The sequence below is a fragment of the Oceanospirillum sediminis genome, assembly GCF_014164585.1.
GTDB lineage: Bacteria > Pseudomonadota > Gammaproteobacteria > Pseudomonadales > Halomonadaceae > Oceanospirillum > Oceanospirillum sediminis.
Map to the genome: position 1 here is coordinate 198,244 of NZ_JACJFM010000004.1, position 26,136 is coordinate 224,379.

General features: G+C 46.8%; 27 protein-coding genes. 18 read left to right on the forward strand and 9 right to left on the reverse strand.

The window, feature by feature from the left end:
- Positions 1-133 precede the first annotated feature (133 nt).
- Positions 134-1,210, reverse strand: a complete 1,077-nt coding sequence (gene mtnA, locus H4O21_RS05110) for an S-methyl-5-thioribose-1-phosphate isomerase (protein WP_182807764.1) — start codon at positions 1,208-1,210, stop codon at positions 134-136.
- A gap of 139 nt (positions 1,211-1,349) precedes the next feature.
- Here mtnA and H4O21_RS05115 point away from each other — a divergent pair, with 139 nt between their 5' ends.
- The 3 genes from H4O21_RS05115 to H4O21_RS05125 all read left to right on the forward strand — a co-directional run bounded on the left by H4O21_RS05115 (position 1,350) and on the right by H4O21_RS05125 (position 4,127).
- Entirely contained in the window at positions 1,350-2,678 is a 1,329-nt protein-coding gene (locus H4O21_RS05115) for a TRZ/ATZ family hydrolase (protein ID WP_182807765.1), read from the forward strand.
- Positions 2,671-3,393 (forward strand): bifunctional 2-polyprenyl-6-hydroxyphenol methylase/3-demethylubiquinol 3-O-methyltransferase UbiG, encoded by a 723-nt coding sequence (gene ubiG, locus H4O21_RS05120; protein WP_182807766.1) that lies wholly within the window; start codon positions 2,671-2,673, stop codon positions 3,391-3,393. Before H4O21_RS05115 ends, ubiG begins: the two co-directional genes overlap by 8 nt.
- A 77-nt stretch (positions 3,394-3,470) precedes the next feature.
- Positions 3,471-4,127, forward strand: coding sequence for an HAD family hydrolase (locus H4O21_RS05125; RefSeq protein WP_182807767.1), 657 nt, complete (start codon positions 3,471-3,473; stop codon positions 4,125-4,127).
- Positions 4,128-4,224: 97 nt separating this feature from the next.
- Here H4O21_RS05125 and H4O21_RS05130 read toward each other — a convergent pair whose 3' ends face one another.
- The 3 genes from H4O21_RS05130 to H4O21_RS05140 form a co-directional block, all read right to left on the reverse strand.
- Positions 4,225-4,956, reverse strand: coding sequence for a response regulator (locus tag H4O21_RS05130; RefSeq protein WP_182807768.1), 732 nt, complete (start codon positions 4,954-4,956; stop codon positions 4,225-4,227).
- 613 nt (positions 4,957-5,569) lie between these two features.
- Positions 5,570-5,662: a cytochrome bd oxidase small subunit, CydX/CbdX family gene (locus H4O21_RS26260; protein WP_370463910.1), complete on the reverse strand. Its 93-nt coding sequence runs from the start codon at positions 5,660-5,662 to the stop codon at positions 5,570-5,572.
- A 181-nt stretch (positions 5,663-5,843) separates the two neighbouring features.
- Positions 5,844-6,110, reverse strand: a complete 267-nt coding sequence (locus H4O21_RS05140) for a hypothetical protein (protein WP_182807769.1) — start codon at positions 6,108-6,110, stop codon at positions 5,844-5,846.
- 292 nt (positions 6,111-6,402) lie between these two features.
- Here H4O21_RS05140 and H4O21_RS05145 point away from each other — a divergent pair, with 292 nt between their 5' ends.
- From H4O21_RS05145 to H4O21_RS05175, 7 genes are all read left to right on the forward strand, one after another.
- The gene (locus tag H4O21_RS05145; protein ID WP_255487139.1) at positions 6,403-7,758 is read left to right on the forward strand and encodes a sigma-54 interaction domain-containing protein; all 1,356 of its coding nucleotides are present in this window, start codon (positions 6,403-6,405) and stop codon (positions 7,756-7,758) included.
- Between the two features lie 160 nt (positions 7,759-7,918).
- Positions 7,919-8,176 (forward strand): BufA1 family periplasmic bufferin-type metallophore, encoded by a 258-nt coding sequence (locus H4O21_RS05150; RefSeq protein ID WP_182807770.1) that lies wholly within the window; start codon positions 7,919-7,921, stop codon positions 8,174-8,176.
- A gap of 125 nt (positions 8,177-8,301) precedes the next feature.
- A complete protein-coding gene (locus tag H4O21_RS05155) occupies positions 8,302-8,559 on the forward strand; it encodes a BufA1 family periplasmic bufferin-type metallophore (RefSeq protein WP_182807771.1) in 258 nt (85 codons plus the stop codon).
- Positions 8,560-8,764: 205 nt separating this feature from the next.
- Positions 8,765-9,685, forward strand: coding sequence for an MNIO family bufferin maturase (gene bufB, locus H4O21_RS05160; protein ID WP_255487140.1), 921 nt, complete (start codon positions 8,765-8,767; stop codon positions 9,683-9,685).
- Complete coding sequence (locus tag H4O21_RS05165; RefSeq protein ID WP_182807772.1) at positions 9,678-10,511, forward strand: HvfC/BufC family peptide modification chaperone; 834 nt, start codon at positions 9,678-9,680, stop codon at positions 10,509-10,511. The genes bufB and H4O21_RS05165 overlap by 8 nt, the downstream gene beginning before the upstream one ends.
- Positions 10,512-10,569: 58 nt before the next feature.
- Complete coding sequence (locus H4O21_RS05170; protein ID WP_182807773.1) at positions 10,570-11,022, forward strand: DoxX family protein; 453 nt, start codon at positions 10,570-10,572, stop codon at positions 11,020-11,022.
- Between the two features lie 204 nt (positions 11,023-11,226).
- Complete coding sequence (locus tag H4O21_RS05175) at positions 11,227-11,481, forward strand: FmdB family zinc ribbon protein (protein WP_182807774.1); 255 nt, start codon at positions 11,227-11,229, stop codon at positions 11,479-11,481.
- 693 nt (positions 11,482-12,174) lie between these two features.
- On the opposite strand, the gene H4O21_RS05180 is transcribed toward H4O21_RS05175, so the two are convergent.
- Positions 12,175-12,438: a hypothetical protein gene (locus tag H4O21_RS05180; protein WP_182807775.1), complete on the reverse strand. Its 264-nt coding sequence runs from the start codon at positions 12,436-12,438 to the stop codon at positions 12,175-12,177.
- A 233-nt stretch (positions 12,439-12,671) separates the two neighbouring features.
- Here H4O21_RS05180 and H4O21_RS05185 point away from each other — a divergent pair, with 233 nt between their 5' ends.
- Together H4O21_RS05185 and H4O21_RS05190 are read left to right on the forward strand one after the other, a co-directional pair.
- On the forward strand, positions 12,672-13,880 hold the full coding sequence (locus H4O21_RS05185) for a multidrug effflux MFS transporter (protein ID WP_182807776.1): 1,209 nt from the start codon (positions 12,672-12,674) through the stop codon (positions 13,878-13,880).
- 492 nt (positions 13,881-14,372) lie between these two features.
- Complete coding sequence (locus tag H4O21_RS05190; protein WP_182807777.1) at positions 14,373-16,415, forward strand: methyl-accepting chemotaxis protein; 2,043 nt, start codon at positions 14,373-14,375, stop codon at positions 16,413-16,415.
- 84 nt (positions 16,416-16,499) lie between these two features.
- Here the strand turns inward: H4O21_RS05190 and H4O21_RS05195 are convergent, their stop codons facing one another.
- Together H4O21_RS05195 and H4O21_RS05200 are read right to left on the reverse strand one after the other, a co-directional pair.
- The gene (locus H4O21_RS05195) at positions 16,500-16,769 is read right to left on the reverse strand and encodes a ribbon-helix-helix domain-containing protein (RefSeq protein WP_182807778.1); all 270 of its coding nucleotides are present in this window, start codon (positions 16,767-16,769) and stop codon (positions 16,500-16,502) included.
- 414 nt (positions 16,770-17,183) lie between these two features.
- Positions 17,184-19,319: a 3-hydroxybutyrate oligomer hydrolase family protein gene (locus H4O21_RS05200; RefSeq protein ID WP_182807779.1), complete on the reverse strand. Its 2,136-nt coding sequence runs from the start codon at positions 19,317-19,319 to the stop codon at positions 17,184-17,186.
- Positions 19,320-19,638: 319 nt separating this feature from the next.
- Between H4O21_RS05200 and H4O21_RS05205 the strand changes: the two genes are divergently transcribed.
- Positions 19,639-21,141, forward strand: coding sequence for a 3'-5' exonuclease family protein (locus H4O21_RS05205; protein WP_182807780.1), 1,503 nt, complete (start codon positions 19,639-19,641; stop codon positions 21,139-21,141).
- Between the two features lie 89 nt (positions 21,142-21,230).
- Here H4O21_RS05205 and H4O21_RS05210 read toward each other — a convergent pair whose 3' ends face one another.
- Positions 21,231-22,016, reverse strand: a complete 786-nt coding sequence (locus H4O21_RS05210; protein WP_182807781.1) for an alpha/beta fold hydrolase — start codon at positions 22,014-22,016, stop codon at positions 21,231-21,233.
- Positions 22,017-22,212: 196 nt separating this feature from the next.
- On the opposite strand from H4O21_RS05210, the gene H4O21_RS05215 reads away from it, so the two are divergent.
- Both H4O21_RS05215 and H4O21_RS05220 read left to right on the forward strand, forming a co-directional pair.
- Positions 22,213-23,052, forward strand: coding sequence for a DODA-type extradiol aromatic ring-opening family dioxygenase (locus H4O21_RS05215; protein WP_182807782.1), 840 nt, complete (start codon positions 22,213-22,215; stop codon positions 23,050-23,052).
- Between the two features lie 134 nt (positions 23,053-23,186).
- Complete coding sequence (locus H4O21_RS05220; protein ID WP_182807783.1) at positions 23,187-24,020, forward strand: alpha/beta hydrolase; 834 nt, start codon at positions 23,187-23,189, stop codon at positions 24,018-24,020.
- Here H4O21_RS05220 and H4O21_RS26265 read toward each other — a convergent pair.
- Positions 23,956-24,522, reverse strand: a complete 567-nt coding sequence (locus H4O21_RS26265; RefSeq protein WP_182807784.1) for a GIY-YIG nuclease family protein — start codon at positions 24,520-24,522, stop codon at positions 23,956-23,958. The genes H4O21_RS05220 and H4O21_RS26265 overlap by 65 nt on opposite strands.
- 212 nt (positions 24,523-24,734) lie before the next feature.
- Between H4O21_RS26265 and H4O21_RS05230 the strand changes: the two genes are divergently transcribed.
- From H4O21_RS05230 to H4O21_RS05240, 3 genes are all read left to right on the forward strand, one after another.
- On the forward strand, positions 24,735-24,971 hold the full coding sequence (locus H4O21_RS05230; RefSeq protein WP_182807785.1) for a DUF2789 domain-containing protein: 237 nt from the start codon (positions 24,735-24,737) through the stop codon (positions 24,969-24,971).
- 155 nt (positions 24,972-25,126) lie between these two features.
- A complete protein-coding gene (locus H4O21_RS05235) occupies positions 25,127-25,396 on the forward strand; it encodes a hypothetical protein (RefSeq protein WP_182807786.1) in 270 nt (89 codons plus the stop codon).
- A 17-nt stretch (positions 25,397-25,413) separates the two neighbouring features.
- The gene (locus H4O21_RS05240) at positions 25,414-26,121 is read left to right on the forward strand and encodes a type 1 glutamine amidotransferase (protein WP_182807787.1); all 708 of its coding nucleotides are present in this window, start codon (positions 25,414-25,416) and stop codon (positions 26,119-26,121) included.
- Positions 26,122-26,136: the final 15 nt, after the last annotated feature.

Consider the following 26,136-nt stretch of genomic DNA (forward strand, 5'->3'; position numbering starts at 1 on the left):
CTGATACCAAAACCAATAACAGCCCGGTAAAACAAAAGCCGTTGTCTGGTTTCAGACAACGGCTTTTTTATACTCTGTGTCTATGCCTGCTGTTTTAGTCGTAATCATTCAACACGCAGATAACAATCATTGCTCAGTGCAGATGATCATTGCTCATAAGCAGCTCCATCTTATCCCTGTCAGGACGCTCCACCACTCCTTTCTCTGTGACAATAACATCAATCAGGTCAGCCGGGGTCACATCAAAAACCGGATTAAAAACTTCGACACCATCAGGAGCTATTTGCTGGCCTTTTACAGCAACCACTTCATCAGCACCACGCTCTTCAATCGGAATATCCTCTCCGGTTTCCAGAGACATATCAATCGTACTGACAGGTGCGACTACCATAAAACGTACACCATGGTGTAAAGCCAGTACTGCCAGATTATATGTACCAATCTTATTCGCCACATCACCGTTGGCTGTGATGCGATCGGCACCCACAATCACCCAGGATATATCCTGAGTTTTCATAATATGCGCTGCTGCACCCTCAACATTCAGAGAAACCGGGATATTTTCACGCATTAATTCCCACGCGGTCAGACGCGCGCCCTGAAACCAGGGACGGGTTTCATCAGCGAACACATGATCAATAATCCCTTTATCAAATGCCGTACGAATCACACCCAGAGCAGTTCCCAGACCTCCGGTTGCCAGAGCGCCGGTATTGCAATGAGTCATTACTGAACGCCCTGAATCCTGGGATGCAGCAATAATATCTGCACCGAACTCACCCATGGTTTTATTGGCAGCAATATCAGATTCGTGGATGCGAACCGCTTCCTCAAGCAGTTTTTTTTCAGGATTCAGATCATCCGCCTGTAAAGCGATGCGCTTCTCCATCTGTTCTAAAGCCCAGAACAGATTTACCGCAGTAGGCCGGGAATCAGCCAGTATTTTAATATACTTGCCAATGCTTTCTTTCCACATAAAGCTATCACGGGCAAAACAGTGACGTGCTGCCAGCACAACACCATAAGCAGCAGTAATACCAATTGCCGGAGCCCCTCGAACAACCATGTCCCGGATAGCCTGAGCCACGTCCTCTGCTGTCTCATAAATCAGGTAGTTTTCCTGTTCCGGCAGGATTCGCTGATCCAGCAGTTCCAGACGATCTTCCCGCCAGATTATAGCTTCAACACCATTTTGATCAGAGGCGCTCATTCATGACTCCAGCACTTGTATTCAGATAAATAAACAAAGGCGCGTATTATAACCACGGGAGTTCAAATCGACAGTGCCAGCAGACAAAAAAGTGCCTATACTGTACGGAATTTTTTGTTATATATCAGGATTTTCTGCCATGCCGACTCAAGTCGATACTCTGTTGCATGCTCGCTGGATTATTCCGGTTGATCCACAACGCTCTGTACTGGAGCACCATAGCCTGGCAATTGCTGAAGGCAGGGTTCTTGCGATACTGCCAACAGAACAGGCCAGAACAGATTATACTGCCGGTCATACACTGGAGCTGACAGATCACGCAATAATGCCCGGACTGATCAATGCCCACGGTCATGCCGCTATGAGCCTGTTCAGAGGCCTGGCAGATGACCTGGCTCTGATGACCTGGCTACAGGAGCACATCTGGCCAGCAGAAGGCCAGTGGGTCAGCCCGGACTTTGTTCGAGATGGTACCCGTCTGGCGATCGCTGAGATGCTGAAATCAGGGACAACTTGTTTCAGTGATATGTATTTTTACCCGGATGTCTGTGCCGAAACCGCCAGTGAACTGAAAATGCGAGCCCAGGTGTGCTGTCCGATTCTGGATTTCCCAACCCCATGGGCTGCTGATGCCGACGAAGGTATTCATAAAGCGATTGAAGTACATACAAGCTTCCGCCATAACCCGCTAATCAGTATCGCTTTTGGCCCTCACGCACCTTATACCGTATCAGATGAGCCGCTGAAAAAAATTGCGACTTACCAGGAAGAATTACAGATCCCGGTACAGATGCATGTGCACGAAACCGCTTTTGAAGTCTCAGAAGCAGAGAAAAATGGTGCACGCCCTATTGCTCGATTGGAAAAACTCGGACTGTTTGGCCCCCACTTTCAGGCCGTCCATGTCACTCAGGTCAGTGATGATGATCTGAAAACTCTGTCAGATTACAAGGTTAGTGTAATCCACTGCCCGGAATCCAATCTGAAACTGGCCAGTGGTTTTTGCCCGGTGCATCAATTACAGCAGGCAGGTATTAACGTCGCACTAGGAACAGATGGAGCGGCCAGCAACAATGACCTGGACATGTTCGGTGAAATGCAGGTAGCCGCTCAACTGGCCAAAGCGGTATCCGGTGATGCAGCTGCACTACCGGCATACGAAGCAATTGCTATGGCCACAATCAATGGTGCAAAAGCGCTGGGCATTGATAAAATAACCGGCAGCCTGGAAGCAGGAAAAGCAGCCGACCTGATTGCTGTCGATATGAACCAGCTGGAAACACTACCCGTATACCACCCGGAATCTCAATTGGTATATACCCGCATGGCTGACAAAGTAGACCATGTCTGGGTTAATGGGGAACATCTGGTTCGTAGTGGCATGCTAACGCATATTGATACTGACCAATTGAAACTTAAAGCCCGTGAATGGGGAGAAAAAATTCGTGCAGGAGAACGCAATGACTGACCAGCAGACCACCCGGAATGTAGACTTCTCCGAAGTGGCCAAGTTTGAAGCCCTGGCAACTCGCTGGTGGGACCGTGAGAGTGAGTTTAAACCTCTGCATGACATTAATCCTCTGCGCCTGAATTTTATTGATGAACGTGCCGGGCTGGCTGGCAAAAAGGTACTGGATGTTGGCTGTGGTGGTGGCATTCTGAGCGAGAGTATGGCGTTACGCGGTGCCGATGTATCCGGTATTGATATGGGTGAAGCCCCTCTGTCTGTGGCAAAACTGCACCAGCTTGAAAGTGGTCTGGAGATTAACTATCGCCGGATTACGGCAGAAGAGCTGGCTGAGCAGGAAGCCGGACAATACGATGTTGTGACCTGTCTGGAAATGCTGGAACATGTACCGGAGCCAGGAAACGTTATTGAAGCCTGTGCTCGTCTGGTCAAGCCCGGTGGTCAGGTATTCTTTTCAACCATCAACCGTAACCCTAAAGCGTATCTGTTTGCCATTGTTGGTGCAGAATACGTACTTAAAATGCTGCCAAAAGGCACTCACGATTTCAGTAAGTTTATTCGTCCCTCTGAGCTGGGTAACTGGTGTCGTCAGGCCAGTCTTGAACTGGGCGATATTACCGGTATGACTTACAACCCTCTGACAAAGCAGTATAAACTGGACCCGAACGATGTTCAGGTTAACTACCTGCTGCAGTGCCGAAAACCTGCTGAATAATATCTTAGCAAAGGCGCTTACTTAAATAAGCTGGCAGCGACCTGATCGTCGTTGTCAGCATAACTTAAGGGTATTTTATGTCTGTTTCTGCCGTGTTATTTGACCTGGATGGCACTCTGATTGACACCGCTGATGATCTGTCTGCTTGTCTGAATCTGCTACTAGAAGAAGAGGGTCAGCCAGCCTTGCCCTTTTCAGTAACCCGCAAGCAGGTATCAAATGGCGCAAATGCTATGATCAGAATGGCCTTTGGTTCCTCTCTTAATGAAGAACGAGCAGAGCATTTACGCCATCGCTTACTGCATTACTACGAGAATAATATTGCCAGACACAGTCAGTGGTTTGATGGGCTGGAGGAGCTGGCATACACGTTTCGCTCACAGGGTATTCCCTGGGGTATCGTCACCAATAAACCCCGCCTTTATACCGACCTGCTACTGGACGCTATGGCGATTACCCCCATAGTTGATGTTGTGGTATGCCCTGATGATCTGGGTATTGCGAAACCTGATCCACGTCCGTTATTTCATGCCTGCGAGGTTATTCAGGCCGCTCCACAGCATGCAATCTACGTCGGCGATCATATTCGGGATATTCAGGCAGGCAAGGCAGCCGGCATGAAAACGATTGCTGTCAGCTGGGGATATATTGAAGATGATGACGATATCAATCAATGGCAGGCTGATCACATTATTCATCATGGTACAGAGTTACGTAAACTATTAGCCCTATAAGCCTGGCCAGATATAACAAAGACCGCCATAGCGTGCTGATAATCCCCCTTGAAAACCGGGAGAGAAGCCTGATCACACCAGCAGGTGAAAGTCTGTTTTATGACCAGGCATCAGGAACAAACAGATACCCCTTTGCCCGAACAGTAATAATTCGACGGGGCTGAGATAAATTATCGCCCAGCTTTTTGCGCAGGGCAGAAACCTTTACATCAACAGAACGATCAAAACCATCATATTCGATCCCTCTCAGAGTTTTCAGAATCTCGTCCCGGCTCACCACTTCTTCAGCCCGCTGTGCAAGTAATGAGAGCACATCAAATTCTGCAGGAGTCAAAGTAATGTTTTCTCCAGCCAGATGAACAGAACGCTGCACAGGGTGAATGTCCAGCTTGCCAAAACGGATCAGTTTTTCACTGGCTTCATCGACGGTATCACATTCACCTGATGCTGGTTTGTGCTTTCTCTCCAGTAAGCGAATATGGGCCAGCAACACACGAGGGTGTACAGGTTTAATCAGGTAACCATCAGCCCCCCCTTCCAGTCCGGCAACATGATCCATATCATCCTGACTGGCTGTCAGCATCAGAATCTCACCGGTAAAATCAGCTCTGACTTCTCTGCAGACCTGAAAACCATCCGCTCCGGGCATCATCAGATCCAGCACAACAATATCAGGCTGCTGTCGTCTGATTTGTTCAATCGCTTCTAATCCGTCCCGCGCCCGAAATACATCATAGTGATATTTTTTCAGAAAACGTTCGATCTGATCGCCCAGTTTTTCATCATCCTCAGCAACCAGAATGGTTCCATTTGTTATTGCTTCAGACATTCTCACCCCGGCAAGTCATTACAAACCATAACGTTTGACATCAGCGCCTTTACTCAGACCATAAAGAAGCCGCGTCCTGCTGACAGGCACAATAAACGCCAGATTCAGCCACTTAATTTTGCAGATACGAATTATCTGAAATTTTGAAGGAAAAGTAATGCAAAAAAAATACATCAGCTCACTTTTGCTGACAGCGCTTATGTTATCAGGATGCAATGGCAGTGATAACAATAAAACCAGCCCATCCGAGCCACCGCCAGCTCAGCTGGAGGCTACAATATCCGGCGGCGTAGATTGATACAGAAATAGATTATGCCACTCTGGAGCAGAGACAAGCAGGAACAGATGATGGCATGAATGCAGCTCAGGCCTATTTAAATCAAACACCATAATCATCAGGTGTCGTAAGTTTAAGCGATGTCAATCAGATAAAAAAAGCCAGTGATGGTTAGGGGACCATCACTGGCTAAGCAGGGTAATATCAGATTTGCAGATGATAAGTTTCACCCCGGCTCATAGGGCCCTGAGCCAGAGTGGGCACAGGCTTATCAATCCTGCCTGATATGGGACTGTGATACAGAATTGCCGCTGTCTTACTCAGCTATCCTTTGCACTATCCGAATAAAATTCCCGAATAAACTTTCAGCCATATTGCATTGATAATGCTGAATGACACAGCAAGCAGCACCCCCAGGTGCCAATACAAAGTACCACACAGTATTTTTCCCTTTCTTGCTCAGAAACGTCGTCTGAGCCAGTAATAGCGCAAAAACAGTAAAACAGGGGGTTATGTTTAATCCGACCCTATAGGCACTCATTACTACATACCATGCAGTATCATCTACGGAATGACACCCAGAAACAGAAGCACCAATATGAGGTAACAATTACTCTGATCTAAGCTCGGTATGAAAATGCTTAATGAAAGAATGAGCTGAAGTTTGCGATGCCTTACCAGAGCCAGGAGCAGATAAAACACGAGCCTTATCTTTGTTCTGATGAATCAAAGCACGATTTACGGCACTCCGATCAATCTCCGAGGTATTTTCCGGTACGATAAAATTAACCAGCCCGTACAGCAAAACCAGTGTAATCAGAAAAACAATACTGATCTCTCTGATCAGTGGATGCTGGAAAATTTCAGGTCGTTTCATTTTCCCTCTCTGCCGATACAACAAAGTAATTACAGTAAAAACGGACACAGCTGACTGATTTATATCGTTTTTTATCTGATGATTTCCGATATCCTATTATAAAAATAGCAAGGCTTATGCCACCAAGCAAAGATCATATAACTCTATGATTAATAACAATAAAAACCTCTCAGGTAGCTCACCCCCCGCCAATTGACATAAATGTCAGTCAAAATATTTTATATTCGCCATAAATGACAGTTAGCAACACATTACATAAGATAAACCCGATAAATAGATTACCGGAGGCTGTATGGCTGAAAAAATAGACATGATTGACACCAGCATCCCACAAGAGATGCTCTCTATGCTGGAAACTTATCCGGATCCGGCAGTGCTGCTCTCTTCCGATTATAAGATTCTGGCAACCAATGACATCTATCGCAGGACTTATGATGACGTCAGTATGGCGCAACGCCATTGCTATGAAGTATCCCATCATTACGACAAACCCTGTGATCTGATGGGTGAATCCTGTCCTATGAAACGCTGTATAGAGACAGGAAAAGTGCAACGGGTCTTCCATCTGCACCATACCTGTCATGGCGAAGAACATGTGGATGTTGAGCTGTACCCGGTTGCCTCGTCTTCCGGTAACACGCAATATTTTCTGGAAGTCATGCGCTATAGCAAACTGGCCAGCCCCAGGCCAGGAGGAGTAGCTCTCGTAGGACGTTCTGCCCGATTTACTGAAACGCTGGGATTGATTGAACGCGTCGCGCCCAGCGAAACAACAGTATTATTACTGGGTGAGTCCGGCACGGGTAAAGAGCTGATGGCTCAGGCAGTACACAAAGGCAGCCAGCGCAGCCAGGGTCCATTTGTTCCAGTAGAGTGTTCAGGACTGACAGAAACCCTGTTTGAAAGCGAGCTGTTCGGGCATGAAAAAGGAGCGTTCACAGGAGCGAATAATCGCAAGACAGGTCTGGTTGAATCAGCAGCCGGAGGCACCTTATTTCTGGATGAAATCGGTGATATTCCACTACCACAACAGGTCAAACTGTTACGCTTACTGGAAACTGGCACTTATCGACGTGTTGGCGGCGTTGAAACACTGAAAGCGAACTTCCGGCTGGTATGTGCCACACACAGAAATCTGGCACAGCAGGTCACTGACGGCGAGTTTCGCATGGATCTGTACTACAGAATTAATGCTTTCCCGATTGATCTGCCTGCACTCAGGGACAGAATAGATGATATCCCCTTACTCATTGAAAACCTGCTACCACTGTTTGCTGGTGAACGCAGCCTGACAATGAGCCCTGATGCCATCTCCTGCCTGAAAAAATATCATTTTCCCGGTAATGTCCGGGAATTGCGCAATATTTTAGAAAGAGCCTGTCTTCTGGTGGACGATATGATCATTGAACCAGAACATCTGCCAGCCCAGTGTCAACAAGCCAGCCACTGGCAGGCAGACTCTGTTCAACAGACTGAACAGCTCCGACAAATGAATGTATTGTCTCCAATACCTTTTCATCAGGTAGAAAAACACTATCTACAATGGGCATGGCAGCAACTCAATGGTGATAAAAAGCAGCTGGCAGCCCTGCTGGATGTCAGTGAAAGAACCCTTTATCGAAAGCTAAAACAATTCAGCATATGCTAAACGATTGAAAAATAAAGACTTTTAAAAATTATCGATTATTTTTAAAAAATAACTGATTTTTTTGCATCCAGCACAAAATCACTGGCGTAAATGTTACTAAGCGCGCTTAAAACAACTTTTAAAACCCGAAAAAAAGCTCTTACGCAAGAAGGTGACAACAATGAATAAATCGAAACTGGCTATGGCTTCTGTAATGACTGGCATTATCGCTCTGGGTGCAGCGACAGCAACTCCGGCTATGGCAGCGGGTAAAGAGAAATGTTACAGCATAGCTAAAGCAGGTCATAACGATTGCGCAACCAATAACAGCTCCTGCGCAGGTACCTCTAAAACGGATAACCAGGGTGATGCTTTCGTCGCAGTGCCTAAGGGTCTGTGCGGCAAACTGTCTGGTGGCAGCCTGACACCTAAAGGCTAAGCAGCCTGTTAATCCTGCAGATATCCGGGCTGCCCACTCTGTGTACTATTTCCGTCAGTCCGGCTACTCCCGAAATAACGATTCGGGTATTAAAAGACAGAACAAAATATATAAAGGTGAACGTTATGACTAAATCTAAACTGGCTATGGCTTCTGTAATGACGGGTATTATCGCTCTGGGTGCAGCAACAGCAACACCTGCCCTGGCTGGCGGTAAAGAGAAATGCTACGGCGTAGCTAAAGCAGGCCACAACGACTGTGCAACCAATAACAGTTCATGCGCCGGGACATCTAAAACAGACAACCAGGGCGATGCATTCGTTGCAGTACCAAAAGGTCTGTGTGGCAAACTGTCTGGTGGTAGCCTGACGCCTAAAGGCTAAGCTTTCACCGTTAAAGGTTTAAGTACCCACTATTAAGAATCAGTACAACTCTGAGAGTAAAATAACACTCAGAGACGATGATTCTGTCTGAAAGTGCTTGTACTACACCATCTTCCGGGAGCCGGTATCTTATACGGCTCCTGAAACCTTCAGATTAATGATCTTAACGGCTGATTTTCTGACGCATGATTCAGGCCGCTGACTCATGATGATAATAAATGAGCCACCGGAATTCTCGGAGCTGATTATGGCTAGTTCAGAACAACATTCAAATGCCAGTTTGTCCATTGCATCTGGCTCTGTTGGTATAGGGCTGCGAGCACCCCATTACCATAATCTGTTAACCGAGCGCCCTGCAGTGTGCTGGCTGGAAGTGCACAGTGAGAATTATCTGGATAAACAGTGTGTACAACGCCATATTCTGCGTGAAGTGGCGCAGCACTATCCTCTCAGCTTTCATGGTGTAGGCCTGTCACTGGGTTCCAGTGACCCTTTGAATCCTGCACATCTGGACGCTCTGAAGCAGTTGATTGATGAATTTAACCCGGCTTTATTATCCGAGCATCTGAGCTGGAGCTCAGTTTCAGGCCGATATTTTAATGATTTACTCCCTATCCCTTATACATATGAGAGTCTGGATCATTTTTGTCATCAGGTTAACCAGGCACAACAGACCCTGGGACGCCAGATTCTGATTGAAAATCCGACGGCCTATCTGCATTACAAAGGCTCTGAATTAACTGAATGGGATTTTCTGAACGAGATTACCCGACGTACAGGCTGCGGGTTACTGCTGGATCTGAACAATATCTATGTCAATTCAGTTAATCACAGCTTTGAATGTCAGCAATATCTGGACAATATTAATCTGGATACTGTCGGAGAACTGCATCTGGCAGGATTCTCTGTCAATGAATACGATGAAGGCCGCATGTTGATTGATACCCATGGCAACAGAGTCAGTGACCCGGTCTGGGCTTTATTCGCGCAGGTTCGTCATCAACTGAACTGTCAGGCACCAGCTCTGATTGAATGGGACACAGATATTCCTGATATGTCAGTACTATTAGAAGAAGTTGAAAAAGCTGAGAATATTCAGACAGAGCTGGAGGTTCAGTATGCCTGAAGCATTAAAGACATTGCAGCTTCAGTTTGCTGAGGCTTTGACCTCGCCCGGAGAAAAGCCCGCTCTGTATCAGCAAATTGGCGAAAGTCATTTTGCAGCAGATCAATTGCTGCAAATTTACCGCAACAACTTTGTGCTGAGCCTGACTGAAGTACTGGAAAATACCTTTCCGGTACTCAGAGCAATGGTTGGTGACGATTTTTTTGCTCAGCTGGCAAAAGCCTTTATTCGCCAGACTCCTCTGGAAAAAGCTGCGATTGCAGACTTTGGCGATCAGCTGCCCCGGTTTATGTCTGAACTGGAACAGCTCAGTGAGATGCCATACCTGATTGATCTGGCACGCCTGGAATGGCTTTACAGCTGGCGAATTAATCGTATGCCTCAGGCTGACAGCTTTCCCTACGATGCTCTGGCTGAACTGAATGAGGCAGACTATGATTATCTGAACTTTACGCTGAACCCGGATCTGACTCTATTCCAATCTGAATGGGCTGTCATTGAGTTATTTCAGCGCCTGAAACCCTGGCTTAATACCAGAGATAACGATGATTGCCAGACCGAAGAAGCCCCTTTAGATGGACTGAATCTGGAACAACCACAACAAGGATATGTGGTAACAACCGGATTAGCAGAAACTGAAGTTCAGTCAATTACACCAGAATTATCTGATTTCCTGAACTTCTGCCAGAGCGGCTCTCTGTTCAGTCATTGTCCATCAGAACATGCTGACACCCTGCTACAACAGAGTATCAGCCAGGGATTAATCTGCGGCTTTATCCTTAAACCTCAGCAGGTATCAGATACAGACCTGCCACTGAATAAATAACACCTCTCAGATTCCTTATGACCCTATTCCTGTTGTTTAAACATAAAGGAACAGCATTATGATTTCCCAACTGACATCCCTTTACACCCGCTTTTATAGTGGGCTTGAGGCCCTGATAACACCTCTGCTTTTACTGTTTGTCCGCATCTGGGCTGCTAAAGCATTTTTACAGTCTGGTCTGGTAAAGATCCAGAGCTGGGACAGCACCCTGTATCTGTTTGAAGAAGAGTATCAGGTACCAATTCTGCCATGGGAAATGGCAGCCTACCTGGGAACCGCTGTTGAACTTATTCTGCCACCACTGCTTATTCTGGGTTTGCTGAGTCGGGGTACAGCCTCTGTACTTTTTGTATTTAACATCATTGCAGTGATTTCTTATCCGGCGATCTGGGATGGCGGTTTTTACGACCACCAGCTGTGGGGGCTGATGTTCCTTATGACTGCAGTTTTCGGACCCGGTGCATTGTCCGTTGACCACTTGCTGAAAAAACGCTTTGCGAAATCAAACTAAGAGAAACAGCGTATGAGCCAGAAGCTTCTGCTTCTGGTCATTTCAATACTATACCGGAAAGCAGCCTGACCATTTTACGACAGTTTTACTTGCATTAACCTCTGACTGTCCATTATAACCTTGCATTCTGAAAGGCTTTATTGCAGAAAGTAAACATAGTGAGGGAGAGTGTCCTTTCCCCAGGACAGATCAGAGGTCTTTTTTATGCCAACCTATGATTATCGCTGTGAAGCGGATGGAAAAATATATGAAGTTCGTCACCCTATGGCGCAAACTATCAGCACCTGGGGAGAACTCTGTGAAGTCGGTCAGCTGGACCCGGCAAATACTGATCCACAAACACCGGTATCAAAAGTGCTAACCACAGCGGGCGTTGTCAGCAGCTCAGCGCTGAAAAACCCAGGGGTACCACCCTGCATGAGCGGTGGAGGTTGTTCTGGCGGAGGCTGCGGCGTATAACCCAGAAGGGTTATACGCATAATAAAAACTCTCAGGTGAAACCTGCTGATTCAGTCCAGCAGTCTCATCACCATCGAAGCCAGTAATACCAACGATACCAGAATCAGGATAATCTGATTCTGAAGACGTTTATCATTCATGATTGCGTCTGCCTGTTACCTGTAAAATGCTGCCCGGAGCAAAGGCAAACATTCAGTATTCAAGTCAAAGTGTTATAAAGTCTCTATCATAACACCGATTACCAGGATCATAGCAATAACGCCGTATACGAACTTATGACTGACAGAATCACTCTTTCTGATTTTACTCATAACAAGATACCTTCCTGTTGATACTCTTTTTATTGTTATTGCAGGGTATATACATACCTGAACGCAGTGTTTCGATATTCCCATGCCGCAGGCTTAAAGGCTCGGCAATCTTTGCTGAATACAAAAAACTTTTGTTCTGATGCTTAAAAGGTTGTACTACCTTTATCCTGTCTATGAACTTCAGACAACTAAAAAAATGTATCACTCGGCCAAATATCAGCCCAGAACAGACAAAGCATGACTTGTGTCAGTCAATTCTCAGAGTTAATCTCGTTAAAAATGCTCTATTCGGCATGGCGTAGCAAAACAGAAGCTCCTCAGCACTCTCCAGTCAGCAGCTGGAAAATACAGTCATTTCTATAGAAAATGGTTATTCAGAAGCTCAACTCAGCGCGGTATAAGCCGTCAGATGATAGTTAAGTGCAATAGTGGCAAACGCAGCATTGATCGCCAGGCTACTCCAGCTGGCTCTTGCATTCTCAAGCCATAAAGCCAGGCAGCCGCCCAGCGCCAAAGGAAAAATAATCAAACCGGCAACAAACCAGCGTTCGTGATCGCCTGCAGGCAGATACAATGAAAGCCAGCAACTGGCTGCAATTGCCAGAGAAAGACCACCAGCGACACCAGAGAACATTTTTGCGATCATGATTATTACTCCATTCTGAACTTCCGATAGCCACAATCTAAAACAAATGATAATGATTATCAAGTACGTTTTTAATACACCCTGTCTCTCAGACTGCTCTGAAATTCTGTATAGCGAAGCAAACTGAATAATTTATTCAGGGAAAAATCTCTTCAAGCAGCGTACAATGCCGTTTCCTCCGACAGTCCCACTGTCCGATTTTGTCATCCTCTTCAAAAACCTGGCAGGCTAACATGTCTTCAGATCAGAAAAAAAACTTACCTCTTGGTGAGTTTGTTGCTTTACTGGCGCTGTTAATGTCTTTAATAGCCCTGGCCATTGATGCCGTATTACCCGCCATGACTGCTATTGGCGAAAGCTATCAGATAGAAAACAGTAATGATCTGCAATTGTTGGTTGGAGTTCTGTTTGCAGGCCTCGCCATAGGCCAGATTATTTATGGTCCGTTATCTGACAGTTATGGCCGCAAACCCGCAATTTACCTGGGGTTAATAACCTTTTTTATTGGCTCTCTTATCTCTGCTCTGGCAGAAAGCTATGAAACCATGCTGATTGGCCGCTTTATTCAGGGTCTGGGAACATCAGGCCCGAAAGTTGTCGCTGTTGCTTTAGTACGTGATCAGTTTGAAGGTCGAGCCATGGCCAGAATCATGTCTTTTGTTATGGCTGTATTTATCATTATGCCTGCTCTGGCACCCAGTATTGGTGCTGCAATTCTTTATCTGAGCAGCTGGCATGACATTTTCTATGCTTTCATGCTGTTATCTACGATAGCTTTCGCCTGGTTTGCAATTCGGCAACAGGAAACACTGGCCCCAGAAAAACGCTTACCATTTGACTTACGAACCATTATCAGGGGTACAAAAGAAACACTGGCTCACTCTGTAGCTCGTTCTTACACTCTGGCTTCAGGTCTTATTTTTGGTGCATTTGTCTCCTACCTGAGTACATCACAGCTACTTTTCCGGGATATATTTCAGATTGAAGCAATGTTTCCTTTCTATTTTGCAGCCCTGGCTCTATCAGTCGGTATGGCCTCTCTGATTAATGGCCGCCTGGTAATGAAATATGGCATGTCATTATTAGCCACCAGAGCAATGCAGGCTATGGCAGGATTGTCTGCGATGGTGGTGGCCCTGTTATTAATAAACGGTGGAGAGCTCCCTCTCATCGTTTTCATGCTCGCTTCAGCATTGATTTTTGGCTGCATTGGTCTGTTGTTCGGCAATATGAACGCACTGGCAATAGAACCTCTGGGACATATTGCAGGGGTAGCTTCATCCGTCATCGGTGCTCTGTCTACTCTGGTTTCCGTTGTTTTCGGTGGATTGATCGGGCAGCTTTATAATCAGACGCTGTACCCAATGTTTGTCTCTTTTGCGCTACTGGCTCTGGGGGCTTTGCTGGTCAGCAGGCAGGTACGTTTAAATCAGCCAGTCTGACAGGCTTACCCTCCCTGGGATAAGGCAACACGCTTCTTTTTGGTGCACTTCAATCACCATAGCAACAGATATTCCGGGTTACGCCGGAATATCTGTTATTAACCCAGATCTTATTCAGATAACCCGGCTATATCCTTTAGTCGAACAACCCTCTTTAATCTGATAAATATTACAAGAGCTAACCTACTGTTTTTAAAGGCTCTATATCATTTCCAAGCAATTCATTCATTTAAACTGTAACTTTATGTGAACATTCGGTCACGCCTACCAGGTTATTAGCTTCTAATTTAGACATATCATCAAATACAGGAGAGAAAATAATAACTTAAAGGGCTGAAGGCATTGCTAAACCGCTGAATAAAAGTCCCCCCATTCAATTAGATAGCTGCCATATTTTTCAGACTTTGTCTGGAAAATATCGAAATACTTTTATTCAGATATGTATAACGATAAGAAAGCTTTGCCTGGCTCCTGATTCGAGGAGAAAAGAGGATGCTGAATTCTCTGTCAATGACTCGTAAACTCATGGTCACTCTGGTGCCATTGATAATGATCGCTTTGCTGGTAATCACTTTACTATTGAATACGGAAGTTAAAGATACCAGCAGCCGCCAGGCAATTGACGCCGCTCATCTGTTAGCCACGGAGGAAGGCAATCATGTACTGAGTCAGCTGAACTATGAACTTCAACAGTTAAAAGGACTAGCCAGTGTAGCCAGAAGCCGTACACTGGTACCCGCAAAACAACGTCGTCAGCATTTTGATGCGTTGTTGAAACAATACCTGCAGGACAGACCAGCACTGATTGGCAGCTGGACTCTGTGGGAACCGGATGCCTTTGACGGCCTGGATGATAATTATCGTAATACAGCCACCCACGACGCCTCTGGCCGCTACATTCCATACTGGTACCGTGATGGTCAGGGCAATATTCAGTCCGAGGCCCTGGTAGATTATGAATCCCCCGGTGCAGGAGATTACTACCAGCTATCAAAAGAAAGCCTGAAAGCAACCATCCTTGATCCTTATTTTTATGAAATTGACGGTCGCCCCAGGCTGATTACGTCTATCGTTGTCCCCGTACTGGAAAATGGTCGTTTTAAAGGTGTTGTCGGAGTTGACCTGCTGGTGGAAGAGATTCAGAAGCAGGTATCCAAAATTCATCCTTATGACTCAGGCGTCGCGGCACTGTTTACCAACAACGCTGTCATTGTTGCCCATCCGGATGAGAAACGCCTGGGTAAGAATGCAGAACAGACAGAAGGTGATATATCCGGAGAGGCCCTGCCAGCATTACTGCAATCCATACGCTCTGGCAACGCTTTTGAAACAGTCACTGAAACCCCGTTATTCGAAGGTAAGACACTGATTCTGAATGACAGCATTGCACTGAGTGATACCGGATATCACTGGAACCTGGCTGTTGCCGTACCCATGAGTAAAGTCACGGAAGAAGCCGACTTACTGGTCAGACATATTCTTATTATCTGCCTGGTTTCTCTGGCAGCACTGATTATGATGATTATCGTTGTCGCCAGAAACATCTCCAGCCCTTTATCCCATCTGGCCAAAGCCCTGAATGATATTGCTCATGGGGATGGCGACCTGACCCGGCGTCTTGATGTGAAAGGATCAGACGAAGTGGCGACGCTGAGCCAGTCCTTTAATACCTTCGCTGAACGTATCCGTAGTCTGGTATCAGATATCGCTCAGCGCAGTGAGCAAATTTCAGCCATATCTGTTCAACTGGAAGGCCATAGTCAGGGTTCACGAGACGATGCTCAGCAACAAAGCCATGAAGTGGAAATGGTCGCATCAGCCATGAATCAGATGAGTGCTACAGTCTCTGAAGTGGCCAACAATGCCCAGCATGCCTCGGACTCAACCAGAATCGGCGATCAACAGGTCAGCAATGGCCAGAAGATTATTGATTCAGTGGTTCACAGCATTCGCCAGCAAGCAGATGATCTGAAGACGGCGGCTAAAGCCATCAGCGCCCTGGAGCAAGGTAGCCAGGAGATTGGCGATGTCATTAATGTAATCCGGGAAATTGCAGATCAGACCAATCTTCTGGCACTGAACGCCGCAATTGAAGCAGCCAGAGCCGGAGAGCATGGCCGGGGCTTTGCTGTAGTAGCAGATGAAGTACGCACACTGGCAAACCGAACCCATTCATCAACACAGGAAATTGAAAACACCATTGCGAATCTGCAACAACAGACAGAAACTGCAGTGCATCAGATGAACCTCAGCCAGCAACGTTCGGAAGCCAGTGTCAATGATGTAGAAAAAGCCAGAGAGGTATTAGAACAAATTTCTGATGAAATGAAACAAATATCCGGTATGAACCTGCAAATTGCTTCTGCAACAGAGCAACAATCGGCAACGGCAGAAGAACTATTGCGTAATGTGCAGCAAATCAGCAGCGTCGCTGACCGGGCACTACAAGGTGCCAGCGAGACAGCAGATAGCAGTGAACAGCTCAGATCTGTTTCCATGTATCTGACCGAAAGCGTTAAGCGCTTTAAATATTAATAATCAGTCATCACTGTCCAGTCCCAATGGAACAGGCTTATGCCTGTCGGGCAGTCGATAAAACCGCCTGCAATGCTGTGAGCATCAGGCGGTTTCTTTATTATCCAGATAAACTGTGCACACCACCCTGAGCAAAGAGGTAAAATTGCCTGTTTCTCCCCGACGCTCAAGCACTTCACGGTACAGCTTATTGATAAACTGAGGTGTACTGCAGTCTTCACCAGCAGCAATTTCATCCAGAATATCCCAGAACCGTTGCTCCAGACGTATACTGGTGACAACGGAATCTATACGAACAGAGCGGGTCAGTGTCTGGTAAAGAGCCGGATCTGTACTGGCATAGATATCACACATATCTGTTATCCTGCATCAGGTTATTCATGTTGAGTTAAGATCAGGTATCGGGTATCAGGTAACACGGCAATTATTTATCACCATTTCATATGCTATATCTAATACCAGACTCCAGAACATCTGTTATATGATATCCCAGTGCGGGACACCAACCGATTCGGGTTCTGAAAAAGCGATAGATAGAACAGAGCAACATACCCGGTATCTGTTCATTATCAGATACCGAAGCTATAAATAAAGTTCTTCAGCAGATAAAAATCTATCATTCTCAGGGCAAAAAAAACCGGTCATTACATCCTGTAAATGACCGGGCGATAATCTCTTACAGGTAACACTACAAGCAAGAGCAGTAAAAATCGAAAAGCATGAAGGAATGAATATCGCAGTCTCTGACTAAGAAACTTTTTCAGCGGCTCAATCAGGAATGGTCAGCGTATTTTCTGACCACAGGATCTGATCTGCACCCGGTTGCTGGTGGACTTCACCAAACATACTGTCTGTAATACTTTCCAGTCCACTTTCCAGCATAGGTGTGGTTCTGATCACCTGGCTCGGAAACAAAGCCGTACCTTCTTTCAGATGAGCAAACATCTGATCAAGCGCCTGTTCAAAGTACGGGTGGATGTAACCATAACGATGCTTCATATCTGATGGATCAGCATAAAACCCCAGGTTGGGAGCCAGAAGATAACCAAACATCTCCAGATGATGGCCATTCTCAACTTCCCAGTACACCACATTATCCTGTTTCGCTAACTGACGATTACGGGCATAGTAAGCCCGGCCACCATGATTAGGTGCAACCACCTGGTCTGACCGGCCATGCAGAATCACAGTGGGTTTACCCTGTAAATCGCCTGACATCATGGCTTCCTGAATACCTCCCTGTACCCGTTCAAAATCACCATTCTGTTTATAAGTATCCAGAATACCCAACTCGCTTAATTTATCATGTCCATACTGAGACATAGCAAAAAAGCACAGATCAGCATCCAGATTATGATCAGCCGTAGAGTTAAAAGCCGTTGCTGCATAAGGGTCAGCTGCCTTCATATTCACAGGCTGAATCCAACGACTGCCACCGGCAATCATATTCTGTCCCAGAAAGCGCAACGCTTTATCTTCTGCAGATAATGTTTCGAACTGTTTGGTATTACCGTTATAAGACGCAAAACTGATGCCACACAGTTCATCAGAAATACGATAGCGGCCATATGAGTTAGCATAAGTATTAGTAATTTCTGAGAATACGCTGCTGAAAGCCGGAGTGGCCAGGTTCTGCTCCGGCAGGAGTCCTGCGGTCGTATTCATCAGATCCTGAGCTTCCTGAGCCAGCACCTGCAGATCATCTGAATCAGAGGACAGCAGACCCAGCTGTTTTAATCGGTTACATCGCTCAGGTGACTTAGCAGCATTGGTCAGATCGGCTGCGGCATTAGCGGTCAGATTATTTGCACAGGTCTGATACATGGCTCCGAAAGCATGCATATCGTACAAACTCCAGCCAACAGAATCCGGCCCCCAGCTGTTACTCCCTTGAATAATCGTAAACTGACTTTCAGCCATCGCGGTACTGGGTTCTACCGCTACGACACCATCAATTAAACCCTTACTATCCTGCTCAGCAGCCATCAGTACAGAACGCCCTCCATTAGACCAGCTAGCTGCAATGACGGTGGTATTATCCGGATGCATTGCCGTTTCAGGATAAGCCTGGTTCAGTGCATAAAAAGCAAACTCAATGGACTGCAGTGTATTCAGTCCCCAGTCTTTCCCTGGATTCTGCTGGGAGTGAGCATGCTTTGTCGTCGCAGTTCTGGCATCAGTGGTTTCTCTGAATCCCTCAGCATAATCTGCGGTGAAAGCCGACTGGATACCCGCAGCAGCGGCGTCTGTCATTTTTCCATCCAGAGTCAGCACTTCATCTGAACCAATCAGATGTACACCATCCCCGGTCCCCTTATCGGTATAAGCAACAGCACAACCTCTTTTCAGCGCAGCATCTCCGGCCGTACCCGCCGCACCATAGACACCACGAGAACCGGATGAGGGGCCTGCGATCAGACACGGCGCTTCCACATTAAAAGACGAAGGAATCTGGACCACCAGTCTGACATTCGTTCTGCCATCACCGCTGTCCACTGCAGTAGCATACTCAACACCTGTCACTACTCCAGTAAAATTCTCTACAGAGTGAGACTGAATACCTTCAGTGACTAAAGGCCCCCAATGAACACCCCAGCCTCCGGGCGTCACCGGATCCATCATGCTGCGGTAATTATTCCCCAGCTGATAGCGGCGAATCTCTGCATGATCTGATGCAGTGCTGACAGCAACCGGAGACACCGCACCCGTCGTAACATCCAGAGATGCCCCTGTCAGCAAATCATCAGCTGTGCCATCAGTATTCAGCACGGAAACGTTGCCGTCACTCCATGCAGGAACAGCCCGATAACTGGCTGCACTGTCTTTTGTATTATCGGAAGAAGAACCCATACACCCTGCCAGAATCAGAGAACTGGCAGCGGTAAGCAGTAATGTCCTTTGCATAGCAACCTCATTTGTTGTTTTTATCCGGTTGGCCGAAACCACGGCTCATTGATCAAACCAATTAGTCTGATTTTTTATTCCAAATCCTATGCCAAATCAGTAACCATATGTTTTAAAAGAAAAATACAAGAATAAATATTCAATCATCTGAGAAAACAGACAGCTGACTGTCCATATATAAAGACATGTCTTAGTTTTCAGACGCTCTGTATCCACCAGATTCGATGGTTGATATCGCGCCCTCAGCAGAGGATAAATTTGGCAAATCATAAATCATGTATAAAATAACAGTACCTATTACCAGACAGCTCGTTTAATCATGCCTGATAACCAACAAACCTTACGTAAAAAAACGCCAATGCACCTGCAGTCACTGGCATTTATCGATCTTGAGACCACAGGTCTTCGCACCACACGGGACCGAGTAACCGAGGTTGCTATTATTCGCTATCAGAATGGAAAAGAGCTGGATCGCTGGAGTCAGTTAGTCAATCCGGACATGGCGATTCCTGATCAGATACAGCAGCTGACCGGTATCCACCAGGGTATGACTGATCCGGCCCCCCGGTTCGCAGAACTGGCCGATGAAATAAGAGACAGACTAAAAGGTTTTATTCTGGTGGCTCACAATGCTCGTTTTGATTACGGTTTTCTGCGCAATGAGTTCAACCGTCTTCAGGAGCAGCTGCATTGTCAGGTGCTATGTACAGTTAAACTATCCCGTCGTCTGTTTCCAGCGCAGAAGAAACACAATCTGGATGCACTTCTGATAGCAGCGAATATCCCGGCAGAAAACCGTCACCGGGCCATGTCGGATGCTCAGGCACTGGCACAATGGTTTCAGGGCTTGCCGGAAAGAACAGGCAGTGATGCTCTGGATCAGGCTATAGAGCAAGTGATGCGCCAGCAGGCCTTGCCCAGTCATATTGATCCCGGTGCGATTGAGGCTTTGCCTGATACCCCAGGCATCTATCGCTTCTATGGCGAGAATGAGTTGCCATTATATGTCGGTAAAAGTGTTACCTTGAGAAGTCGGGTTCGCTCTCATTTCTACGATGATCGCCATTCTGATAAAGAGATGCAGATGCTACAACAGATTCGCCGGATTGATTTTCAGCAAACCGCCGGTGAACTGGGAGCCCTGTTACTGGAAGCAGAGCAGGTGAAACAACTGAGCCCGGTATTTAACCGGCAGTTAAGAAAAAAACAGCAACTGATGAGTCTGCAGTGGGATGGCACACTGAAGAAAGCGCCCAGGATTCTGGACGCTTCCAGTCTTAACTTTCACCAGTGTGATCAGTTTTATGGTCTGTTCCGCAATAAGAAAGATGCCGATAACACCCTGAGAAACCTGGCGGAAGAGTTCCGTCTATGCCTGAAAATGCTGGGTATCGAAAAAGGACGTGGCGCCTGCTTTGGCAGCCAGATTGGACGTTGTGACGGCGTATGTGCTGGTCGGGAAGATCGGGGCAGCTACACAGAACGGCAGAGCAATGCGCTGAACCGGTTAAAACTGGATGCCTGGCCATTTCCCGGTGCCCTGGTTATTCAGGAGGATGCTCAGACGCCTTATACCAATCAGAAAAGGCAAAGCAGACAAAGCGACTTCCTGTTATTTGACAACTGGCGTTATCTCGGTTGTTTTGACGGCCTGCAGCAGGCAAACGAGCGCTATCAGGACAAAACGGCGCAAACCAGGCTGCCAGCTTTTGACCGGGATATCTATAAGGTACTGATCGCTCAGTTGAAAAAACAGGGAAAACATCTGATCTTACACCCTCTGGATGCCCTATCACCTGAGTATAAAGCAGACGGAAATTGATAAAAACAGACTGAAGCAACAGCGATTAAAAGCTGTTTCAGACAGGATGATCATTCAAAACAGACCATCCTGTCTGACAATATTCCGGGTTACTGAATCAGAAACTCACTGACCTTCTGATGAAATTCCAGTGGTTTTTCAGCATGCAGCCAGTGACCCGCATCTTTGATGGTTACCAGTTGATGGCCACTGAATAAAGCGTTAATCCGGGACAGATAATCATCACGTACGTACTCCGAACGTTCACCACGAATAAACAGGCTCCGACCGGCAAAACCATCTCCCTGAGGAGACTGAGTCACGGCATCATAGTCATCACGGATATAATCCAGGCCCACACGCCACTCCAGTTTACCTGATGGCTTCTTCTCAAGGTTCGTCATCAGAAACTGACGCACACCCAACTCACTGACATGCTCGCTCATCAGCTGATCCGCTTCTTTACGGGAAGTCGCACCACCGGCCTGGCGTACCGCATAAAAGGCGGCAATCACGTCATCATGGCCATGGTCATACTGAACCGGTGCAATATCAGCCACTACCAGTCGATCCACTTTTTCCGGGTGGGACAATGCCAGCTGCATCGCCACTTTCCCCCCCATGGAATGCCCGATAATACGAGCCTGATTAATCTGTTGATCCTGCATAAATTTCAGCAGATCCGCCGCCATCGCCTGATAGCTCATACCTTCAGTATGAGGTGACCGGCCATGATTACGCAGATCCACACAGTAAACTTTGTATTGTTCAGCAAACTTTTTTGCCAGAGTCCGCCAGTTATCAGCTGAACCAAACAAGCCGTGAATAATAATCAGCGCAGAGCCTTCGCCCTGTTCAGTAAAATACAGATCAACAGCAGAGGTAGTTTCGGACATTTTTTTTCCTGTTTATTACCTGATTTCCGGTAGCGGAGAGATCTTATCCTATGCCGCAAAAGTGCACCAGCAATCACCAGAAACAAGATGCGATATCATTGTTTACTTATAGTTAACACTGCTTTCCGTAACAGGCTGTTTTTCAGGGTAGCGTAAGTTCATAAACTGACAGGAAAATAAATAAGGATTTCTTACTATGCCCCATTCCCCACTCAGCTCAGAATCGTCGCAACCGGGCAACTATCGACAACCCAGCCTTTTTATCTCTCACGGATCACCGGATCTGATACTGGCTCAGACAGAAGCCAGTGTGTTTCTGAGAAACCTGAACCACAGACTCACCGGGTATACCTGCCAGCCTGATGCGATTCTGGTTATTTCTGCTCATTGGGAGACGCCATCACCGGTAGTCGCCATCACAGCAGCGGAGCATCCGGCAACTATACATGATTTCTACGGTTTTCCTGATGAGTTATACCGGATACATTATCCTGCTCCCGGAGCACCGGATCTGGCACGCAGTATTCAGCAACATCTGATCACAGAAAATATAGATGCCCGCCTGCATCCGAGCCGAGGGCTTGATCATGGTGTATGGTCACCGTTGGCTATGATCTGGCCCGATGCGGATATTCCTGTGATACAGATATCATTACCTCGTAATATGCCTGAACAGATTTACTGGCAACTGGGTCTGGCTTTAAGGCCATTCAGGTGTAAAAATTGTCTGATTATTGGCAGTGGCTCTGCAACTCATAATTTGTCATCCCTGCGTCTGGCCCACTCCCGTCATCAGCAACCCGATCCATCAGCCACTGAATTTATTCACTGGTTACATCAGGCTGTCATACAAGAAGACAAAGCCGCTCTGCTGGATTACAAGAACGCCCCTTATGGCCAGTGGCACCATCCGACTCCGGAACACTTTCTGCCTCTGCTGGTTGCAGCGGGTGCCGGACAGGGGTCTGAAGGACAGGTCCTGCATGATAGTTATGACTACGGCTTTTTATCTATGGCGAGTTACATCTGGCAGTAATAATCTAATACAGGAGTAAATTATTTCGCTGTCGCAAAAACGAAAAAAAATCTATCTACACTGACCGCCATGTTATACAGAACCGGTCAGATCAGATATATGGTTTAAAACCGGTCGCAACAGGAGTGTGCAGTTTGAGTATTTCAAAGTTAGAACTGGTTTATCGACTAGCCAGACAGGAAGATGCGGTTCCTGTACTGTTTGTCCACGGTATTTTTTGTGGAGCCTGGGTCTGGGAAGAACATTTTCTGGATTGGTTTGCACAACGGGGGTATCACGCCTATGCCGTTAGTTTAAGGGGGCATGGTCGCTCCTCCGCGCCTGACCCGTTGGGACAGTATACTCTGAATGATTATGTGCAGGATCTGAAAGACGCAATACAGACGATCGAAAGCACTCATAAACAACCCCCTTTGCTGGTCGGGCACTCCATGGGAGGCATGGTGGTTCAGCGTTTCCTGAGCCGCCATGAAGCCCGAGGAGCAGTACTGGCCAGCAGCATCCCCCCCCAGGGCATGATGCCGCTCTCATGGCAAAGCTTCTGGCAGGATCCGTTAACCACCATGGAAATGACCCAAACCTACCTGATGCCAGAGCTGGCCACGACAGAGCAGCTACGTCGCTATCTGTTTGCCGGTCCCGTTGATCAGGACAAACTGGAACGCTGGCTGGAACGCCTCGTACCTGAATCTCAGCGCCTGCTGTGGGATATGAGCTGGCATAATCTGCCGAACCCCTTTGAAGTATCCCGAACACCAATAGCCGTCACGGGAGCTTTGCATGATCGTCTGGTACCACGGGTTATCGTGACAATGACTGCTGCGACCTATGGCTGTCAGCCACACTGGATAGATTCAGGGCATGGTTTCATGCTGGACAGTAACTGGAAAGATGCGGCCCAGGTTATCTCTGGAGCCCTGACCGAAGTTTTGCTGGCAGAACAGGAAAAGGCTGCTGCGTACGCCTGACCTCTTTTATATCAGGTGGCTCCACAATGAGCTGCCTGTTTTTTTGTCTGAACGTTCTTATGGCAGGCAAACGCCTGAAGTGAAAAAAGTGTGTATGGCATTTACAGTCAGAAGCGCCAAGTCCTGTTACCGGGGCCTGTACACCTTTCCACTGACTCAGAATATCTGCCCATGCATGTTCAAAAACACCGGTATTTGTCGTATACCAGATGCCGACTAACTGCATTTCTGGCCGCAGATAGTCCAGATGCCAGTGACATTTGTTCTGGCAGCTCATATGGTGCTTCAGTCTGGACTTTAAACCACCACTACCTTTAGCACTGCCAGTATACAAAAAGAATCCGGGCTGAAAGAGGTATTCACCCAACCTTCCCACCCTTATAATCTGCTCTTCAGGCAGATAAAACGCTATAACATAGCTGCCCTTTTGCGCCGGAATATTCCCGCTCAGAGTTGTCAGTTCTGTATCACTCAGATCATATTCTGCTTTTTCTACAGTCATCTTACTATCACACCAAACGACTTATCCCCCCAAAAGCCCGCCATACATAAGAAGTCACCTGACAGGCTATTTTCCAGAAATAACCTTAATGGAAAAAAATCCATATAAGCAAATGTGAGATCTCTTTCTATACTCAGAATGGATTGTCAGTATTCATTGAGCCGCGTCTTATTGTCGTTTTCAGTAATGGAGCAGTCAAAAGGAGGCTGATCATGGACTTATCAAAACACACGATGAGTACTTTATTTGCTCAACTGGGCTTGCCCAATGATGATAAATTCATAGCCCGGTTTATTCTGCAGAATACCTTGCCAGAAGGCCAGCCTATCTATGAAGCCAGTTGTTTCAATGACTCTCAGACTGCTTTCCTGGCTCAGGGACTGGATGAAGACTCTGACTGGACAGAGCTTATCGATAGTCTGGATGCAGCCATGAGAGCGCCTCATTAGAGGCCCCCTCATGAGTTATGCCTGTTATTACAGACGCCCACTCTGCCACTGTTTCGATAATACAGATCCGGAGTGAACTTTTTATGGTGAAGTGTGTTCTGAGAGTAATATTACATCATTACATCTCGGGTAATTCCTGTTATCCTGCATATTCTATGAGTACTTTTTTATCTGGCGCTATGACAAAATCCAGTGAACCTCCAGGGAAGCATAACTTCCTGACTTTATTAAGATTTCCCCACACTCTTATTTTCCTGGCGAAAATTTTTCGTCAGAAATACCTGAATCATCATCAGGTATTCTCCCGTCGCTCCCTGTTTGCAGAGTCAGCGGGCTTTTCTGCTCAGATAAGCCTCCCGGATAACAAAATTGTCATCCGGAGCCTGACGCCATTATTTCACCAGAAAATAAATAAAAAGCAGTGACTGAGGCACCAAGCATAATGCGAATACATGTTTTGCAGCATGTTTCCTATGAGGGCCCTGGCAGTATCGCCTTGTGGGCAGAGAAACATGACTATCCCGTTACTTACACTCGTTTTTACAAAGGCGATACCCTTCCTGATGAAGATAGCTTTGACCTGCTGTTGATTCTGGGTGGCGTGATGGGGGCTAATGATGATAAGAAAGTCCCCTGGCTGAATGATGAGAAGCAGTTTATAGCTAATGCCATTGATCAGGGTAAAATGGTACTGGGTATCTGCCTGGGGGCTCAGCTGGTAGCCCATGTTCTGGGTGCTGACGTGCAGCAGCATGAGCACAGAGAAATAGGCTGGTTTCCCATCACAGCGACTCCCAACGCTATGGTACTGGGTTTACCTCAGCAATTTCAGGCATTTCACTGGCATGGGGACACCTTCTCTTTGCCAGAAGGAGCGGTACACCTGGGAAGCAGTGAGGCCTGCACCAATCAGGGCTTCATCTATCAGGACAGGGTGGTTGCGCTGCAGTTTCATCTGGAAACGACACCTGATGCCGCTCAGGAATTAATCGATGCCTGCTCTCATGAAATTGACAATGGGCCTCATACCCAGCCAGAAGCAGCCATGCTGGTTGATCTTGAACTGTTTGATGAAGCCAACCAGCGTATGGAACAGGTTATGGGTTATATGCTCAGTCAGATGGCTATGGTGAGCGAATGTACCGGCTGAGCTGGCATGTGGTCA

Bases quoted from the DNA above. Each gene is read 5' to 3' on its own strand.
- H4O21_RS05150 (WP_182807770.1), top strand. From the start codon at position 7,919: ATGAATAAATCGAAACTGGCTATGGCTTCTGTAATGACTGGCATTATC.
- H4O21_RS05145 (WP_255487139.1), top strand. From the start codon at position 6,403: ATGGCTGAAAAAATAGACATGATTGACACCAGCATCCCACAAGAGATG.
- H4O21_RS05185 (WP_182807776.1), top strand. From the start codon at position 12,672: ATGTCTTCAGATCAGAAAAAAAACTTACCTCTTGGTGAGTTTGTTGCT.
- H4O21_RS26265 (WP_182807784.1), bottom strand. From the start codon at position 24,522: ATGACTGTAGAAAAAGCAGAATATGATCTGAGTGATACAGAACTGACA.
- H4O21_RS05240 (WP_182807787.1), top strand. From the start codon at position 25,414: ATGCGAATACATGTTTTGCAGCATGTTTCCTATGAGGGCCCTGGCAGT.
- H4O21_RS05235 (WP_182807786.1), top strand. From the start codon at position 25,127: ATGAGTACTTTTTTATCTGGCGCTATGACAAAATCCAGTGAACCTCCA.
- H4O21_RS05125 (WP_182807767.1), top strand. From the start codon at position 3,471: ATGTCTGTTTCTGCCGTGTTATTTGACCTGGATGGCACTCTGATTGAC.
- H4O21_RS05230 (WP_182807785.1), top strand. From the start codon at position 24,735: ATGGACTTATCAAAACACACGATGAGTACTTTATTTGCTCAACTGGGC.
- H4O21_RS05180 (WP_182807775.1), bottom strand. From the start codon at position 12,438: ATGATCGCAAAAATGTTCTCTGGTGTCGCTGGTGGTCTTTCTCTGGCA.
- H4O21_RS05170 (WP_182807773.1), top strand. From the start codon at position 10,570: ATGATTTCCCAACTGACATCCCTTTACACCCGCTTTTATAGTGGGCTT.
- H4O21_RS05205 (WP_182807780.1), top strand. From the start codon at position 19,639: ATGCCTGATAACCAACAAACCTTACGTAAAAAAACGCCAATGCACCTG.
- H4O21_RS05165 (WP_182807772.1), top strand. From the start codon at position 9,678: ATGCCTGAAGCATTAAAGACATTGCAGCTTCAGTTTGCTGAGGCTTTG.
- ubiG (WP_182807766.1), top strand. From the start codon at position 2,671: ATGACTGACCAGCAGACCACCCGGAATGTAGACTTCTCCGAAGTGGCC.
- H4O21_RS05130 (WP_182807768.1), bottom strand. From the start codon at position 4,956: ATGTCTGAAGCAATAACAAATGGAACCATTCTGGTTGCTGAGGATGAT.
- H4O21_RS05200 (WP_182807779.1), bottom strand. From the start codon at position 19,319: ATGCAAAGGACATTACTGCTTACCGCTGCCAGTTCTCTGATTCTGGCA.
- H4O21_RS05140 (WP_182807769.1), bottom strand. From the start codon at position 6,110: ATGAAACGACCTGAAATTTTCCAGCATCCACTGATCAGAGAGATCAGT.
- H4O21_RS05115 (WP_182807765.1), top strand. From the start codon at position 1,350: ATGCCGACTCAAGTCGATACTCTGTTGCATGCTCGCTGGATTATTCCG.
- H4O21_RS05210 (WP_182807781.1), bottom strand. From the start codon at position 22,016: ATGTCCGAAACTACCTCTGCTGTTGATCTGTATTTTACTGAACAGGGC.
- mtnA (WP_182807764.1), bottom strand. From the start codon at position 1,210: ATGAGCGCCTCTGATCAAAATGGTGTTGAAGCTATAATCTGGCGGGAA.
- H4O21_RS05190 (WP_182807777.1), top strand. From the start codon at position 14,373: ATGCTGAATTCTCTGTCAATGACTCGTAAACTCATGGTCACTCTGGTG.
- H4O21_RS05175 (WP_182807774.1), top strand. From the start codon at position 11,227: ATGCCAACCTATGATTATCGCTGTGAAGCGGATGGAAAAATATATGAA.
- H4O21_RS05195 (WP_182807778.1), bottom strand. From the start codon at position 16,769: ATGTGTGATATCTATGCCAGTACAGATCCGGCTCTTTACCAGACACTG.
- H4O21_RS05215 (WP_182807782.1), top strand. From the start codon at position 22,213: ATGCCCCATTCCCCACTCAGCTCAGAATCGTCGCAACCGGGCAACTAT.
- bufB (WP_255487140.1), top strand. From the start codon at position 8,765: ATGATGATAATAAATGAGCCACCGGAATTCTCGGAGCTGATTATGGCT.
- H4O21_RS05155 (WP_182807771.1), top strand. From the start codon at position 8,302: ATGACTAAATCTAAACTGGCTATGGCTTCTGTAATGACGGGTATTATC.